Consider the following 16652-nt stretch of genomic DNA (forward strand, 5'->3'; position numbering starts at 1 on the left):
GACTCCTGCTGAACAGGCGGCCCTTTACAGGCCGCCCGGCGGCATCAATCGATGCCGTGGAACACGCTGTCGTCGGGCCCGATGTGCGAGGGCGGGCTCCAGGTAACATCGCGCAGCGAGTGCTGGACCAGGCCCTCGACCCCCAGCAGCACGGCAAAAATCGCCATCCGCACCGGTATGCCGTTGTCGGCCTGGCGGAAGATGGCCAGGCGCGGGTCGTGGTTCAGGTCGACGCCCAGATCGTGCGCACCTTCGCGGCTGTCGCGCGGCAAGGGATGCATGATGATGGCGTCCGAACGGCCGCAGCGGTCGACAATGGCCTTGTTCACCTGGAAATCAGCCGTATAGCCCTCAAGCTGCTCATCGGCGAAGCGCTCTTTCTGCACCCGGGTAGCGTAGACGACGTCGGCCCCGACCAGCCCCTGCTCCAGCGAACTGGTCTGCTCGATGACATGGCCGCGCTTGCCCGCCTGTTCAAGAATGTAGTCGGGCATCTCCAGCCCCTTGGGCGCCACCAGCGTGAACTTCAGGTCGCGATACAAGGCCAGCAGCTTGATCAGCGAGTGCACTGTGCGGCCGTATTTCAAGTCGCCCACCATGGCGATGTGGGCGCCGTCCAGCAGCTTGCCCAGGCGCGAGAACTCGGTCAGTATGGTGTACAGGTCGAGCAGGGCCTGGCTGGGATGCTCGCCGGCGCCGTCGCCGCCGTTGATCACCGGTATATTCGTTGCGTCGGCGAACTCGGCCACCGAGCCGCGCTCGGGGTGGCGTATGACCAGCGCGTCGACATAGCCGCTCATGACGCGACTGGTGTCGTAAATGGATTCGCCTTTTGCCATGGACGAAAACGTAAAGCCCGTTGTGTCGCACACCGAGCCGCCCAGCCGGCAGAAGGCGGCGCCGAAACTGACCCGGGTACGCGTGCTGGCCTCGAAGAACAGGTTTCCAAGCACCGCCCCCTCGAGCACCCGCGATACCTTCTGACGCCGCGCAATGGGCTGCATCTGGTCGGCAATGCGAAACAGCTCTTCGACCGATTCGCGAGTGAACTGGTCCACCGAAAGCAGTTGGTGCTTGCCGTTATATGAAATACGGTCTCGCAAAGGCCCCGACTGTGCGCTTTGCGCATATTTTTCAAGCAGAGCTTCGTTTTCGACAATCTCGGTGACAAAGCGGGACACCACCTCGGGCATGTTGCGGGCTTCCTGCGAGCCTTCGGGCAACAGCCAGGTATCGAGCGCACGCCGCTTGACCCCGATACGGACCGCGAACACATCGCGGGTCAGGTTGAGCCGACGCATTGCGTCGCGCAGAAAGACTTGCTGGGAAACAGACATGGCGCGGCCCCTAAATAAAATATACGCAGTGCGTATATTTTATTTCAACCGCCCTTCAAGGTGAACCTTTTTTGCGTCTTCATGCGCATTATTACAACGCAGGCTCTTCAGCCTCGGCGCAGATCGGAAGGCCGGGCCCACAATTGCGACGGTTCCGCCGATTGGGGCTGGGGCCGCGAAGCGCCGTCGAACGAATCATAGTCGTATGACCAGTCGTCATTGGCCAGGCTTCCCATGCCGAGCAGCAGCCAGCAGCCCGCCGCAAACATCACCATGCTTACGCAGTAGGAGGCCAGCACGCAAAGCACCGGCACCCAATGAGGGCGTCTCTGCCCATTGCGGATGCGCGACCCAAGGCTGGCTTGCACCATATATACCCACAACAAGCCCAGGCCCGCCAATGCCAGTCCGCACAGAAAAGCCACAAGCGGCATGCGCAATAGATACGCCGGCACTTCGATTGGCAGTATGGCCAGCGCGCACAGCACGACCAGCAGCACGCCCACCCCGTTGATCCAGGCCAGAAACTTGAAGCCCAGCGTCAAGACGTCGGACGAGGTGCGCTCCACCGCCCGTGGACGGTGGCCTTCGTTCAGCATTTCGTGAACCGCCTTGTATTCAGTGCCCATGGAAAAACGACACCCCACGACGCGGGACCCGTGGTCCGATCATGGAGTGCCGCTCCGAAGTGGGGTGATTGTTGCCCGAACCCGGATGGGCCCGGACAACACGCCCTTCAGTTGCCCGAAGGCGCCGATGCGCCAGGGGCGGGTGTCGCAGCGCCCGGGCCTTGCTGAGAGTCTGCGGGCGGCGCAATGGGGTTGCCGTTTTCGTCGACGCCCGCGATAGCACGGGCAGCGGCCGTGGCGTTCTGCTCGGTACCCACCGCAAAGACCAGCTGATCGGTCGTGACGGGAGTGGTGAAGCTTGGAGCGGCAAGCATGGTGCGCCCCACTACCAGCGCCAGGCGCTTGTTGGGATTCTGAGTGGTGATGTCGGTGATCTTCTTTTGGCCCACATTGTTCAAGGCCAGGGCAAGCAGCCCGGTGCCTTCCTGGCTGGTACCGGCTTGAACGCCGACCAGGTCGTCACGCGTGATGACAGGCTGAGGGTTGACATACAGGGTACCGGCCTGGATCTGCACCGGCGTCCATCCTTGCTGATTGACGGTATCGGCCAGGAACACAGCGACTGGAGCACCCTGGCTGCTGGCCTGCATGGAAGTCTCGGCCGATGCCTCGGGTTTGGCTTCAGTAGTCTGCTTGCCAGGCATCGTTTGGCAAGCAGCCAAAAGAACCAGACTGGCCGGCAACAGGATTCGACCCAACGTGCGTACTGCTTTCATGAGATGCCCCTTCTTTTGGTTGTTACAAGGTTAAAATTCTAACAGGAAGCCCGGGTGGGGCACGCCAACAATTGTCAATTTATGGTTCAATTAGAAAAATACGTTACCCCAAGCGGCGCCCCAGGCGGGCGCTTTATCGCAGAACCTTTTTTGCAGCGGAGACCCTTTCGTGGCTGATACGCATTCCACCCACCCCAGTTCCTCTAACGCTCGCCGTTTTTCGGCGGGTCTGGTCACCGGCATCGTCACGCTGGCGTGGCTGGTCGTTTTCGGCGCGGTCATGGTGCACGGCCTCGACGGCATCCATCAGCACGACGAGGTCGTGGCCACGCAGGCCAAGTAATCGTCTTGGGCCGCCTGGGCGGCCCATACCGCTCCCCTCACCGTCAGCGTCACGCTGTCCAGCACCTCTCCTCTCTTTCCCAGCAATTCCACACGATGCCGGCCCGGCCTGGGCAGCCACAGCATTTCCTGTTCCTGCACCGTCTTTCCTCCGTCTATGCGCCATCCCGCCAGATCGCCCGGCCGTGGCGCCGCTCCCGATGCGCGAAATACTACCCGCTGATTGCGCGGGGGAATGTCGGGGTCCAGGGCCACCACGGTTCCATCTGCCGGCGAGATGATGCGCACGGCCTCGTAGAGCCCGTCCTGCGGGCTTTCTGCAGGCCGCACGTGCGCAAGAAGGGTGTCGCCCACAAAATAGTCCAGGCGCGCAGGTTCAATGCCGCCTTCGAAATCAACGCGGCCCGCGCGCACGCGGCCGGGCATGGACGGCTGGCTGCTGCCCGCCCTGCCGTGCAGATAAACCATCACGTCATGCCAGATGGGGCCGGCCCCCGTCACGCCCGAGACGTCCCGCATGCTCTCGCCGCTGCTGTTGCCCGCCCATACGCCAACGGTGTAGCGACTTGACCAGCCCATGGTCCAGTTGTCACGCATGTCTTTGCTGGTACCCGTCTTCACGGCGGTCCAGAACGGCGTCGTCAAAGGGCTGTCCAGCCCGAAAGTACGCGCGCGCGCCTGCGCATCGGACAAGATGTCGCCGACTATCCATGACGCCCCGCCGTCCATTACCTGCCGCGCCTGCGTCCCGCCGCCGACACTCAGCCGCACGGACGAATAGCGGCCCTGGTTCGCGAGCGAACGATACGCATTGGCAAGCGTAAGCAGGCTGACGTCGGCGCTGCCCAGCGCAAGGCTGTAGCCGTAATAATCGCCGTTGTGCTCGAGCGGCAGTCCCAATTGCACCAGACGCCGGCGAAAGTCGTCGGGCGTCACCATGGTCAGCGCGCGCACTGCCGGAATATTCAAGGAAGAGGCCAAGGCGGTGCGCACGCTGACCCAGCCTGAAAAACGCTCGTCATAATTGCGGGGAATATAAAGCCCGTTTCCGGTGGGAAGGTTCAGCGGGCCGTCGTCCAGCAAGGAAACCGCCGTGAGCCGCTGCTGCTCGATCGCCTGCTGGTACAAGAATGGCTTGAGCGTGGAACCCGCCTGGCGGCGTGCCTTCGCATGATCGACCCAGGCGGCCTCCGACCACTGCCCCGACGACCCCACATAGGCCAGCACTTCGCCGCTGGCGTTGTCCAGCACCACCACCGCCGCATCCCTGACGTGGCTTGCCGTCAGTTCATGCAGGCGGCGATTCATGATGCGCAGCACCTCGCGCTGCAGCGCTCCGTCGATCGAGGTGCGCAGCGCCTCGCCCGGCTCGGACGAGGCCTGCTCCACGGCCCAGCGGGCGAAGTGCGGAGCCAGTTCGTTGCGATCGAACCGGGGCGACGACCGATTTCGAAGCCGAGCCTCGACGAACAGCTTCATGTCGAAGCAATCGGCGTCCTGGCGGGTTCTGCCTAGCAGCCCGCAGGCGCGCCGGGCAAGCAGGTCGGCGGAAACGTTGGGGCCGCGCAGCATGACCGCCGCGATGGCGGATTCACGGGCATCCAGGCCGCTGGCATGTTTTTGAAACAGCACCCTGGACAAGGCGTCGACACCCACCAGCTCGCCCCTGAACGGAACCAAGTTGAGATAGGCCTCGAGTATCTGTTCTTTGCTCCAGCGGCGCTCGAGCGCCTGGGCATAAATCGCCTGGTCCAGTTTTTGCAGCGGGCCGCGGCCATGGGCGGGCCTGCGATGGCTGTTCTCGATGAGGCCTGCCAACTGCATGGTCAACGTGGACGCGCCGCGTTGCCCGGAACCCATGAGCGTTGCCCACGCCGCGGCGGCCACCGCCCGAGCGTCCACGCCATGATGCGTGTAGAAGCGCCGGTCTTCCGACTGGATGACAGCCTTCAGCAAGGCGGGAGACACCTCGTCCAGGCTCAGCCAGTCGCCGCGCCGCCCCTGGAAATCGCTGCGCACCCGCTGCAGCGGCATGCCATTTCGATCGAGGACCAGCACATCGGAAGCCCGGTAGCTTTCGCGCAGCGACTCGAAGGCGGGTATGGGCGCGGACATTGACGCGGCGGCAGGCGCCCATGCCAGCAGCGCCACCGCCATCATCCGCTTCAGCGCACCCATGCTCCCGCCTGCCCTAATCGACGCTCACATCCATGTCGCCCTGATGAGGCAATATTCCCTGGACGTCGGGTTGATAAAGGGCTTCGATGCGGGTGGGCGGCATGCTGAACCGCCCCGCCGTATTGAGGCGAACCGTGTAGTCGATTTCAGTCACGCCTTGAGGCAAGTGCTCGTAATAGGCGCGATAGCCGCTGAAGCTTCTTTCGACAAAACTGGGCGCTGGGCCCCGGTTGGCCTCCTCGGTGCGCGTCGCAATGGCCGAGTCGCGCCCCAAGCCGCTGCCAAGAATGGTCGCACCGGCGGGAATCGGGTCGCTTATCACTGCCCACGAACTTGCGCTGCGCGCGGTGATGGTCAGCCGAACCCGATAGATGTCGCCAGGCGACCAGCGGTCGGGGTGCGCCCGCGAAACAGGTGTAAGGCTGCGCTGCAGCTCGAAGCCCGCCACCACGGGCTTGCGCACCGGCACCGCTGCCAGCGAACGCGTCCACACCCAGATCTTGCCGAACCCTTCCTGCCTTACGTCCAGTACACCCGATCCGCTTGCCGGCCAAGGTTGCAGAAGGTGGTGCACGATCGCGTCGGACGGCGACCGGAAGTCGCCGCCGCCCTGCCCGGACGGCTGCGCGGCCTGTGAAGCCGCCGCATTCGGCTGGTCCCAATTGAAACTGCGGGATTCCGTGTCCGAGATGCCGACATGCACCTGGCCGGACACGGGCACCTGCTCGTAGGTCCGGGCGAATTTCTCCATGGCCAGGCTGGCCATCAGGTTCTCGGTGGTGGTGCGCCAGGCTCCGTTGTTTTGGGCGGCGATCAGGCCCTGGGCAAGGCGGGGCACGGCCTCCTCCCAATCAGGCCGGTCGGCCACCAGCGACAGCAGGCGCGCCGCATCCACCTGGGGGCTGCGCATCATCCACCATTGCTCGTCCCTTTCGTTTTCGACGAAGACGAGTTCGGTGCCGCGATTCAGCATGCGGGCCCTGATTATCTGCTCGGCCTGCTGCATGTGTTCGGCGCGCCGGGGAATGTCTTGCACCCTGGTCAGGATGGACAGCCAATCGATGACCGAAGAGGTGGGCCAGCGGTCGGGAACGATCTGGATGCTGTCGAGCAGCGCAGGGCGCATCACGCCTTCGCGAGCCAGCGCCTCGAGGACCAGAAGCTTGCGCAGCTGCAGGTCGTTCATGGGCGCCCAGCGATGCCGCGCGATGCGGCCCTGCACGAACTCGAGCAGGCCTTGCCGCATGGATTCGCGCGCCCTCTCGGGCAAGGGAAAGTCCAGGCCCAGCGAACGGGCTTCGTGGCTGGCGGACAGCAGATAGGCGGTAAGCACTTCGCTGCCTTGCGAGCCGCCCGGGAAATAGGCCGCCAGGCCGTCCTCGTCGAGATAGTCGGGCAGCTTGCGCATGAGGTCGCGCCACTGGTCGACGCTGCGCATGCCCATCGCGCGGGAACCCAGTTGCTCGAGGCAGGTGTACTGGTAGTCGGCGAACCATCGGGTCACGCCCGGCAGGCTGCCGCCCAGGGTCGATTGCAGATAAACCTCGAGCCCGCCTCGCGGCGCCCCGTTGCCCAGCCGCAGCGCCCCGTCGGGCGCCGCAAATGACAGATGCATGGGAGCCGATTCGTCCACAGCCTGCAGCGAGGCCTGATGCACGGTAATGGGCACGCTGGCTGCCAGCGCCTGATGCACGACCAGCCTGTCGCCCGCGCCCTCGCCTTCGAGCTCGGCGGCCTCGAGCGTCCATGTCAGTTGGGCATCGGCGTCGGGCTGCTCGGCCTGGGGCGCGGTAAGCTCCCAGAACAAGGTGTCCGCCTGGCCGGCCCCCAGCTTCAGGGAGCGCGGCTCCAGGGCGCCATCCGGCACGCCCTCGCCCGTGTAGCGCGCCTGCACTTGCAGGCTCATGTCGCGCTCTGTGGTATTGCGCACGGTGATCGAGGCCCGGTAGTGGTCACCTTCGCGCACCAGCGCGGGCAGGCCCGAGATCACCTGCACATCCTGGGTTGTGGCGATGGTGGCCTGCCCCTCGCCGAAGCGCGCAACGCCTTCATCGGCAATGGCCACCAGCCGGAACGAGCTGATGGAATCGTTCAGGGGCACGATCACGCTGGCCCTGCCCTGAGCGTCCAGCTGCACGTCGGGCTGCCAAAGCAGCAAGGTATCCAGCAATTCCCGTGTCGGGCTTTTGCCGCCGCCGCCACCCGCGGGCAGGGCCTTGCGTCCGTAATGACGGCGCCCCACCACCTGGGTCTGGCCGGTGGCCGTCTGAACGCCATAACTGCGGCGCGGGTGCATGGCCTCGAGCAGCCGCCAGCTGTCGTTGCCGGCCAGTTCGAGCAAGGCCTCGTCCACCGCGGCAAAGGCCACCTGCCCATGGGCGGCGGGCTTGCCGTCGGCGGTGCTTACCTGGATCTGCACCTTCGCCTCGTCCCGCACCTGATAGCGCGGCTTGTCGGGCGTTACCTCGACCTTCAGGCCACCGCTTCCATCGTTGACGCGGATCTCGGCCAGGCCGAACCGGAAAGCCGGCTTGGAAAGATCGATAAGCGCAGTGGGCGCCTGATATTCCCGGCCGCTCCGGAAGGCATCGAACCAGGACGCGGGCTGTTTCCAGCCCCAGGAAAAGAAGGAGTACCAGGGCACCTCATGCAGGCGGCCGCGCAGCACCAGCACCGACACATAGACATTGGGCCCCCATTCGGCCAGCACCGGAATGCGAACGCGCGGATCATCGCCCTCGAGTTCGACCACGCTGGACGACAGGACACCCTCGCGCTCGACGGCCACCAGGGCGGTTGCATGGCGGAAAGGCATGCGCACCTGGAACTCGGCGGTTTCGCCCGGCTGGTAGACCTTCTTGCCCGGAATGATGTCGATGCGGTCGTCGTTGCCCGCATCGAACCACAGGTCGTCGCCCCCCATGACCCAGATGGTGGTGGCCGCCTCGCTGCGCCGGCCTTCGCTGTCGGCGGCGCTGGCGATCAGTTCGATCGAACCGGATTGCTCAAAGCTTGCCTCGCATCGCAGTCCACCCCGCTCGTCGGTCTTGCCTTCGCAGACCTGGCCCAGGTCGGTCAGGCGCGTGTGATGCTCGTAGCTGTAGAACCCGCCCACCATGCGCTGGCGGGTCGAATAAACCGTGCGCGACACGGCACGTATGCTGACAGGAACGCCCGCTTGCGGCTGCCCTTCCGGAGACAGGGCGAGCGCATCGATCGACATCGGCTTGCCTTGCTGTCCCCAGCTTCCGCCGCGTATGCCCGCCACGACGCCCGCGGGCCAGGCCCTGGCGACCTGGCTGAGGGTTTGCACCTGCCCGTTCGGGTCGGAAAAACTGGCCTCGAAGCGCAATTCGCTGGGCCGCGAAATCGCGGGAATGGCATCGAGCGCAAGGCGCGCTGCGCCCTGCTCGTCGAGCGTGACCTCCTTCTTGTCCAGGAAAAGACGCTGGTCGACAGCCTCGCTATCTTCGGATGACTCGTCCTGCGTACCGGAAGGAGGAGCAAAAGAGTAGTCGTCGTAATCGTCATAGCTCAATTGCCTGTCGCGCAGCACGGCCGAGAGCTTGACAGGCAGCCTGGCCGCGGGCCCTCCGGACACGAAAGAAATCTGCAGGTCGGCGTTCAGCTTGGCCGGCGCCACGAGCACGGGCCCCGCTTCGGGCTGGCTGATCTTGAGGCTGCCCGCCAATATCGGCAGCTTGAATTCCTCGACCCGGAAACTGCCATCGGGCATGGCGTAGTCGTCGTCCCTTTGCAGAGCCACGCTGTAGTCGCCGAGCTTGGCCGAACGGGTCAGCTGGAATTCGCTGTGGGCACTCAGCCCCCCCGAAGGGGTTGTTTCCCACTTCAGTTCCTGCTCGTGGCTCTGGCCCGAACCCTGATGGATGATGACCAGCTTGTTGGGCAGTTGATCGGGCTCGGGCAGGGCCAGGCCGTCGCGCGTCTGCACCCGCGCAAAATGCTTCATGGACACGGTTTCACCGGCGCGGAACAGGCTGCGATCGAACACGGTATGGGTGACCACGGTGGGTTCGGGCCGCATGTCGGTCGGCACATTGAAGCGCCAGGACTCCATGCCCCCGTTCCATTCCGACAGGACAAAGGCGAAATCGTCCTTGCCGCGCGCAAGGGGGTGGTTCTTGGGGATACGGGCCGAAACGTACAAGCCGCTCATGCCGGTATCGCTGCAATAATCCGGGCCGTCGAGCGCGCCATCGTGGTGCCACAGGCCGTGCGCATCGGTACTTCCTTCGGCCAGGAGCCGGCCCGAACAATCCAGCACGCGAAGCTGCGCTTCTGGAACGACCTGGCCACCGTCCAGGCTGGTTACCCACACCATGACGTCGTCACGGCCCTGCTTCAGATGCACCCCCAGATTGGTGACCAACACGCCGCTGCGCACAAACATGGGCCGCTCTTCACCCAGCAAGGCCGTGCCCAGGCGGGCCGATTCGACCTCGAGCACATGAAAGCCGGGCTGGGCCACCGGCACCCCGATGACCTCGAGGGGACGCTCATTGCCCTGCCCGCCCCCGGGCAAGGTGAGTGTGCGTACGCCCTCTCGATCATGAAGCACCGAATAGCCCCGCACGTCGATGGCATCGTCGCCGCCCTCGCCTGGCTCGTCTCCGTCCAGAATGCGGCCGATCTGCTGCCGGGTCCACCTGCCGCCGTCCAGCCTCTGCAGGCTGGCGTACCAGCGCAGCACCTCTTCGTCATCGGCGGGGACGTAGTCGCGTACCGTTCCCAAAGGCCTGGACAAATCCCTGGCAAGCAGTTCCTGCTCGACATTGCGCACGGTAAGCGGCACTGTGGGCGGGAAATCGGCTTCGTCCACGCCCGGCGGCGCATTGGCAAAGCGTTCTATGGTTCCGAAAGTGCCCGACGAAAACTTGACCAGCGAAGGATAGCCGCCGGTCTGCACAATAAGAGGAAATTGATCGGTATTGCTGACTTGCCGGCCCGCATCGTCCTTGAAGCCGTCAGGCAGCACGACCTGCAGTTCGGCTTGTGGCTCAAAAGGCCCCGAGAACACCAGGCGCTGCGTGCTGGACTGCTCATCGCCTTCTCCGGGGAGATCAGGCTCGATCTGGCCGCCCGCGCTAAGCAGCCGAACGCCTCCCGCCAATTCTGCCGGGACCGGAGCGTTGAACAGCACGACGATGGGCAGCACCGGTGTGCAAGGCGCGTTGGCGTTTTCGCGCTGGCAGCTCGTCGAAACCTTGAATGGCGCACGCACCTTGAAATCAAACACCTGCGGCTTCGCGGAAGCCACGCCGCTGGGGCTTGCAACCCCTTTTCCCAGGACCAGCCGAAGGCCTGTATCGGCGGGCAACAGGCGCTTGCACTGCAGCAGCTGAATGGCCGGGTCGTCCGCCGAGTCGCCCATATAGGCCGCCTCGAGCAAGGCCTTGCGCTGGGCTGCGTCGTCGACCAGGCGCACCGGAACCGCCTCGCCCAGGCCCTGGACCGCGCAATGCGTGTGGGCCAGCAACGTCTGCGGATCTACCGCGCCGTTGAATTGCAGCAGGAAGATCTGGTCTTCATCGATGGTGTCGCCCCAGGGACGCCTGGAAACCACATGCGGGCCGCCCGTTGCAAAAGAGTATGAGGTAGTGCCCGTAATGGCTTGGCCGCCAAGCGTGCGAAAGCCGGAATCGACGCTTGCCGAGCACTTGACGCCCGGCCCCGGCGCCGACCTGAATACATAGGTCCAGTTCCTGGCGTCTGTCCAGCGGCCGTCACCCACCACGGAGTCATCATCGCAGCTGACTCGCAGCGGCGCGGGCGCAGCCGCGTCTCCAAAGGCGATGACGGCCTGGTCGAAGGTGACCTTGACGCTTTCTATCGTTGCAACCGTGCCCTGAGGAGAGAAATGCGTGATGTGCGCCGCATGAACCGACGCCGCCATCGACAACAGCCACAACGCTAACAAGCCACGTCCCTTCATGGTCTTCCTTTGGTAGTGAGCAATGGACACATCGCAGTGTACTCAAAGCCGTACCATGGAAGAAGGGTTCTGTTGCGCCGGCCCGCCCAGGGAAGCAAGCCGCCGCCAATCCTTACGCAAGGTAACATTTCATTGGCGGTGGGCGTTGTACCGTGGATCGAAGTGCAGCCGGCATTCCGCCGCAGCAGGTAATGATGAGGAAAGAGCCATGAACATCTTCGAAGCCCTTCGCCAAAGTCATGAACTCCAGCGCGATCTTGCATCGCAAATATTGAAGACAAGCGGAGAGTCATCCGAACGCGAGAACCTGTTCGACAACTACAAGACCGTGCTCACAGCCCATGCCACGGCCGAGGAACGCCACTTCTACATTCCCATCATGGACGACGACTCGGGCGTGGAAGCGGCCCGCCACGCCATTGCCGAACACCATGAAATAGACGAACTGATCGAGCAGATGGAAGACACCGAACCATCCAGCCCTTCATGGCTGTCGCTGGCCAGGAAGCTGACCGACAAGGTTCACCATCACCTTGAGGAAGAAGAACAGCGATTTTTTCAGATGGCCGGCAAGATCCTGAGCGAAAAGCAGAAGACCGCCCTGGTGAAACCCTATCTGGAGGAATATCAAAAAGGCCTTAAGGCCTGACCTACCGTGGCGGCGTCAGCCCGCCTCGCCCTCATCGTATTCTGTGTCGCTGAACATTTCGCGCAGCGTGCGGGGCCTGTCTTCGTGCTGGGGAAGCGAATGCAGGCGCAACTGGCCCAGGGCCGATTCATCGTCCTCGCTAAGGGGTTGCGGCAGCAGCCAGAAGACGCTCATGCGCCGCTGATGCAGCTGCTGTGCATGAAAAAGCAATCGTCTCAAATCGAATTCTCCTCTTGTCCGTGACCGGCGGCCCGGAATTTTGCGTGCGGCGTCCGCATGCGGCATGAAAGCGTGCATGCAAAAAGCGCCCTATGTCCATACCGTAGCACAGGATGATGACAGTGCGTGAACATTGTGAAGTTTCATCAAGTCGCCATAGAAATTTGCCCAGCCTTCAGTTCCTGCTACATAAAATAACGTAATGCGGCAGAATGCTTCGGCATAGAACTGAGAGTTTTCTTCGGGCGAGGTCTCATGGCTAATAAATATTCCGGCGATCAAAGAGTTTCGTTGTCATTGGGCTCCATGGCAATTCGTGCTGCAGGTGTCGTGTTCATACCTGTATTGCTCCCTGCGTCCTGGACGGGGTCAGCCGGTACCGCCTGGGCGGCATGTACGGGGCAGCCCGATGGCAGTTATCTATGCGTCGGCACCTCTGCCGGAGAAGCCTTGACAAGCGGGATGGGGCCATTGACTGTCGCCGCCGACAGCACGCTGAACATCAACAGCGCCGGCACCGGCTTTGACATGAGCGGCTCGGGCAGCAACCTGACGTTCTCGCAAGAAAGCGGAAGCGCGATCACGGGCGCCACCGGCATCAACGCAAAGCAATATGGTGACGGCGCGAGCATGATCACGACTGCCGGCGACGTGACAGGCAACGGCGACTACGCCATTTTCATGTATAACGCCCCTACGGCCACCGATGTCGTCATAGAACAGGCCGCCGGGACGATCACAGGCATATCGCATGGCATTCGCGTGGACAATTACGGAACCGGGTCCACGTCGGTCACCACTGCGGGAACCGTCACCCAAACTGGCAGCACCGGCTGGGACACATACGGCGTCTATGCCTATAACGCGCCGTCGGCAAGCGATATCTCGCTGACTCAGACAAGCGGAGCAGTCTCGGGCCACTATTTCGGCATCTACGGAAACAATCAAGGCTCCGGCTCCATCGCCATCAGCGTTGCCGGCGACGTAACCGCCACCGGCCGCGCGGGTGTCGCGGGCTATAACGGCAACGCGGCAAAAGACGTTCGCATAAGCCAGACTGCCGGCACCATCACTGCCAATGACACCGGCATACACGCAAACAACGGCGGCACCGGATCCACCCATATCACCACTTCCGGAATCATCATCGCTTCGGGCTCCGGTATTTTTGCGGACAACGGCAGCAATGCATCCGACCTTTCAGTAACCCAGACCGCCGGGACCATTACCGGCGGGATTTATGGCATTGAGGCGCGGAATGGCGGATCGGGGGTAACGTCAGTTGCAGTCAACGGCGAAGTAAGCGGAGGCATGGGGGCAGGCATTCGAATCGCGAGCGCATACGGCGCCACCGTTGATATCGCTTCGACCGCGACAGTGAGCGCCTCGTCGGGCCTTGCGATACACGATGCCGGCACCGGAAACACCGTTGTGACGAACTCGGGCCAAGTCATTGGTGACGCAAGCCTCGGGCTTGGCGACGACACATTCCACTTGATGGGTGGCTCTTACACGGGGATTATTTTCGGCGACGAACGAGATGCCGCTCAAAGCAACGACGGCCTTGTCAACAGCGAAGGGAACGACACCTTCACCTGGACCGACGGCACGCTGGCCGGCGGCTTTTACGGCCAGGACGGCTCCGACACCGCCACGATCAGCGCAACCGCCTATGACGGCAGCCAGGTCCTTGACGGCGGAGACGATACGTCCAGTGCCGACGGCATGGTCGACACGCTTGATCTGGCAGGCGTCACCGCGCGTTCAAACGGCGGCAACATCGCCAATTGGGAAATCGTCACGCTCGATGGCAGCATGCTGGCCATCGATAATGGGGCGTGGAAAGTGGGCGCAGCCAACGAAGACAATACCGGTGTCTTCCTGAGCAACGGCTCCATGCTTGACGGCATGGCGGCGCTTGCCTTGGACGGCCGGGTCAATATTGATGCCACTTCTTCGTTCATAGCCCGAGGCGGCGGGGCGGGCGTCTATTCCGTCAGCGGCGGCGTGAACAATGCCGGCATCATCACTATGCAAGATGCCGCGGCTGGCGACCTCATGACGATCGCCGGCAATTACGTCGGCACGAACGGCAGCTTGCAGATAGACACCATTCTGGGCGACGACACGTCCAGAACCGATAGCCTGCTTATCAGCGGCGATACGGCCGGCACGACACGCCTACTTGTCAATAATGCCAATGGAGCCGGTGCGCCTACTGTCGAAGGCATTCGAGTCATTGGCGTCGGCGGCAAGTCTGAAGGCAGCTTTTCACTTGTTGGCGACTATGTGGTCAATGACAAGCCCGCTATTGTCGCCGGTGCTTATGCTTACCAGCTCTACAAGGGCGGGCTATCGACGCCCGATGACGGCGACTGGTATTTGCGTTCCCATCTGAATGTCCCTGAAACCGGCGAGCCGCCCTCTCCCATTGGCCCCGCCACGCCGGCAACACCGCTATACCAGGCCGGCGTTCCCGCATACGAAGCCTACCCGCAGGCACTGCTCGCCTTGAACAGCGTGCCCACTTTGCAGCAGCGCGTTGGCAATCGCTTTTGGGCAGCCGCCGGCCGGCGGCCGGGCCAGAGCACCGATACCACCGGCAGGCCATACAACTCGACCGACGGCACCGGCGCCATGATCGAGGGCAGTGGCGTATGGAGCCGCATCGAAGGCGCCCATAACGACATCAAGCCGCGCTCGTCCACCTCGAATACCGCCTACGACCAGGATATCTTCAAGATTCAGATCGGCGTGGATCGGCTGCTGAACGAGTCCGAGAACGGCAAACTGATTGGCGGGCTGGGTGTCCACTACGCCCATGGCAAAACCGACGTCAAGTCGGCGCATGGCAATGGGGAAATCAACACCAAGGGCTACGGCGTCGGTGGAACGCTAACTTGGTACAACCACAACGGTTTTTATCTTGACAACCAGGCACGCCTTACCTGGTACGACAGCGACCTGAACTCCAGGCTCGCCAGCAGAAGCCTGGCCCAGGGCAACGACGGCTTCGGCTACGCATTATCCGTCGAAGGCGGCAAGCGCATTGCCCTGGATTCCGCATGGTCCATTACCCCTCAGGCCCAATTGGCGTATTCCAACGTCGACTTTGACACCTTCACCGATCCGTTCGGCGCCCGCGTCGGCAACGGCCGCGGGGAAAGCCTTCAGGGCCGCATCGGCGTCACACTTGATCATGAAAGTTCTCATGCCAAGGCGGGCGGGGCACCGGTACGTACCCATGTGTACGCACTGGCCAACATCCATTACGAATTTCTGGGCGGGACAAAGGTGAATGTTGCCACCACGACATTCACCAGCCAAAACGACCGCTTGTGGGCCAGTATGGGCGCGGGCGGTTCGTACAACTGGGACGGCGACAAGTACTCGGTATACGGCGAAGGCCTGGTCAAGAGCAGCCTGAACCAATTCGCGGACAGCTACTCCATCGTGGGGCGGGTGGGTTTTCGGATGAGGTGGTAAGAAACATTTGGGCCAACCCCGAAGAGTTGGCCCAAGTGCTTGATTTTACTGGTGCCCCCCCCGTGAGTCGAACACGGCACCAACGGATTATGAGTCCGCTGCTCTAACCAAGCATGAGCTAGAGGGGCAAGCCTGCGATTATTGCATAAAACGGGCTGACACTTCTACTTGCCCTGTTTGCGGCGGCCTTGCCGGCGTCTTTCCCGCAAGGCGCGGCGAAGACCCGGCTTCTATGTCTCGTCTCCCCTGCGCCGGTACTCGGAAGGGGTCATGCCGGTGTAGTCGCGAAAGGCGGTGGCAAAATTGGCTGCGCTGGAAAAGCCGGCCTCCTGGGAGACGGCCAGGACGCTTAGCGCGGTCTGCATAAGAAGCCGCTTGGCCTGCTCCATGCGCTCGCGGCGCAGATACTCGAACAATGTCATGCCCAGCACCTTCCGGAAGGCGCGGGACAGCCGCCGTTCGCTTACGCCCAGGCCGGCGGCAAGATCGGCCAGGCTCTGCTCGTGAAACCGGTGCGACAGCAATTCTTGCTGGGCCGCCCGCACCAGGACCTCGTCCTGGTCCACCGGTTCGACGCCGGCGCCAGGGCCGGCCTGCGGCGCCGAAGCGCCGAAAGCATCGGTTTTCGTGCGCCCGGCGGCCTTGCCGGCCAACTCTAGATGTATCTGCACGCGGGCAATGACTTCTTGCGCAGAGTAGGGCTTCAGGATGTAATCGACGGCGCCGCCCCGCAGCCCCTTCAGCCTTTCGTCGACGTCGGTGGCGGAGCTGAGGAAAAGAATGGGGATATGGGCGGTGGAAGGATTGGCTTTCAGGTTGCGGCACAGCGCGAACCCGTCCAGGCGGGGCATGCGCACGTCCAGAAGGATGAGATCAGGCATAATGGCCACTGCCCTTTCATAGCCGCGCATGCCGTCAAATGCCAGGCTCAAGCGCCAGGGCGTGGCCCGCAGCGCCTCGACCAGCAGGCGCAACTGATCCGGGTCATCGTCGACCAACAGAAGTTGCGGCTGCTCTGCATTCATTTGGGGGACGGCATCGGGTTTATTCATGCATCCCTAAGATTATCATTAGTTGCCTGCTCGGCCCAAAGAGCTTCATGACACGCACAGCTTCATAGAACGCAATGCCGCCGCTACCGTT

The 16652-nt window shown here is 63.0% G+C and carries 10 protein-coding genes and 1 tRNA gene; 3 read left to right on the plus strand and 8 right to left on the minus strand.

Annotated elements, in window-relative coordinates; genetic code table 11:
* Positions 1-44: 44 nt before the first annotated feature.
* The 3 genes from C7440_RS14775 to C7440_RS14785 form a co-directional block, all read right to left on the minus strand.
* A complete protein-coding gene (locus C7440_RS14775) occupies positions 45-1337 on the minus strand; it encodes an aspartate carbamoyltransferase (RefSeq protein ID WP_116519059.1) in 1293 nt (430 codons plus the stop codon).
* A gap of 107 nt (positions 1338-1444) precedes the next feature.
* Complete coding sequence (locus C7440_RS14780; protein WP_133244298.1) at positions 1445-1966, minus strand: hypothetical protein; 522 nt, start codon at positions 1964-1966, stop codon at positions 1445-1447.
* 107 nt (positions 1967-2073) lie between these two features.
* Entirely contained in the window at positions 2074-2682 is a 609-nt protein-coding gene (locus tag C7440_RS14785) for a SecDF P1 head subdomain-containing protein (RefSeq protein ID WP_243410932.1), read from the minus strand.
* Between the two features lie 169 nt (positions 2683-2851).
* On the opposite strand from C7440_RS14785, the gene C7440_RS19895 reads away from it, so the two are divergent.
* A complete protein-coding gene (locus tag C7440_RS19895; protein ID WP_017523227.1) occupies positions 2852-3025 on the plus strand; it encodes a hypothetical protein in 174 nt (57 codons plus the stop codon).
* On the opposite strand, the gene pbpC is transcribed toward C7440_RS19895, so the two are convergent.
* A complete protein-coding gene (gene pbpC, locus C7440_RS14790) occupies positions 2989-5202 on the minus strand; it encodes a penicillin-binding protein 1C (protein WP_116519062.1) in 2214 nt (737 codons plus the stop codon). The genes C7440_RS19895 and pbpC overlap by 37 nt on opposite strands.
* Positions 5203-5215: 13 nt before the next feature.
* Complete coding sequence (locus C7440_RS14795; RefSeq protein WP_243410933.1) at positions 5216-11155, minus strand: alpha-2-macroglobulin family protein; 5940 nt, start codon at positions 11153-11155, stop codon at positions 5216-5218.
* Positions 11156-11363: 208 nt separating this feature from the next.
* Between C7440_RS14795 and C7440_RS14800 the strand changes: the two genes are divergently transcribed.
* On the plus strand, positions 11364-11804 hold the full coding sequence (locus tag C7440_RS14800; RefSeq protein ID WP_116519064.1) for a hemerythrin domain-containing protein: 441 nt from the start codon (positions 11364-11366) through the stop codon (positions 11802-11804).
* 15 nt (positions 11805-11819) lie between these two features.
* Here C7440_RS14800 and C7440_RS14805 read toward each other — a convergent pair whose 3' ends face one another.
* Entirely contained in the window at positions 11820-12023 is a 204-nt protein-coding gene (locus C7440_RS14805; RefSeq protein ID WP_133244299.1) for a hypothetical protein, read from the minus strand.
* 450 nt (positions 12024-12473) lie between these two features.
* On the opposite strand from C7440_RS14805, the gene C7440_RS14810 reads away from it, so the two are divergent.
* Positions 12474-15509: an autotransporter family protein gene (locus C7440_RS14810; RefSeq protein WP_207775418.1), complete on the plus strand. Its 3036-nt coding sequence runs from the start codon at positions 12474-12476 to the stop codon at positions 15507-15509.
* Positions 15510-15558: 49 nt separating this feature from the next.
* Here the strand turns inward: C7440_RS14810 and C7440_RS14815 are convergent.
* A tRNA-Ile gene (locus tag C7440_RS14815) sits at positions 15559-15637 on the minus strand.
* Positions 15638-15739: 102 nt separating this feature from the next.
* Positions 15740-16561, minus strand: a complete 822-nt coding sequence (locus C7440_RS14820; protein WP_116519066.1) for a response regulator transcription factor — start codon at positions 16559-16561, stop codon at positions 15740-15742.
* Positions 16562-16652: the final 91 nt, after the last annotated feature.

The sequence above is a fragment of the Pusillimonas noertemannii genome (assembly GCF_003096595.1).
In the GTDB taxonomy this organism is placed as follows: domain Bacteria; phylum Pseudomonadota; class Gammaproteobacteria; order Burkholderiales; family Burkholderiaceae_B; genus Pusillimonas; species Pusillimonas noertemannii.

Coding starts and splice junctions, on each gene's coding strand:
- C7440_RS14775 (WP_116519059.1), bottom strand. CDS start 1,337: ATGTCTGTTTCCCAGCAAGTCTTTCTGCGCGACGCAATGCGTCGGCTC.
- C7440_RS14780 (WP_133244298.1), bottom strand. CDS start 1,966: ATGGGCACTGAATACAAGGCGGTTCACGAAATGCTGAACGAAGGCCAC.
- C7440_RS14785 (WP_243410932.1), bottom strand. CDS start 2,682: ATGAAAGCAGTACGCACGTTGGGTCGAATCCTGTTGCCGGCCAGTCTG.
- pbpC (WP_116519062.1), bottom strand. CDS start 5,202: ATGGGTGCGCTGAAGCGGATGATGGCGGTGGCGCTGCTGGCATGGGCG.
- C7440_RS14795 (WP_243410933.1), bottom strand. CDS start 11,155: ATGAAGGGACGTGGCTTGTTAGCGTTGTGGCTGTTGTCGATGGCGGCG.
- C7440_RS14800 (WP_116519064.1), top strand. CDS start 11,364: ATGAACATCTTCGAAGCCCTTCGCCAAAGTCATGAACTCCAGCGCGAT.
- C7440_RS14820 (WP_116519066.1), bottom strand. CDS start 16,561: ATGAATAAACCCGATGCCGTCCCCCAAATGAATGCAGAGCAGCCGCAA.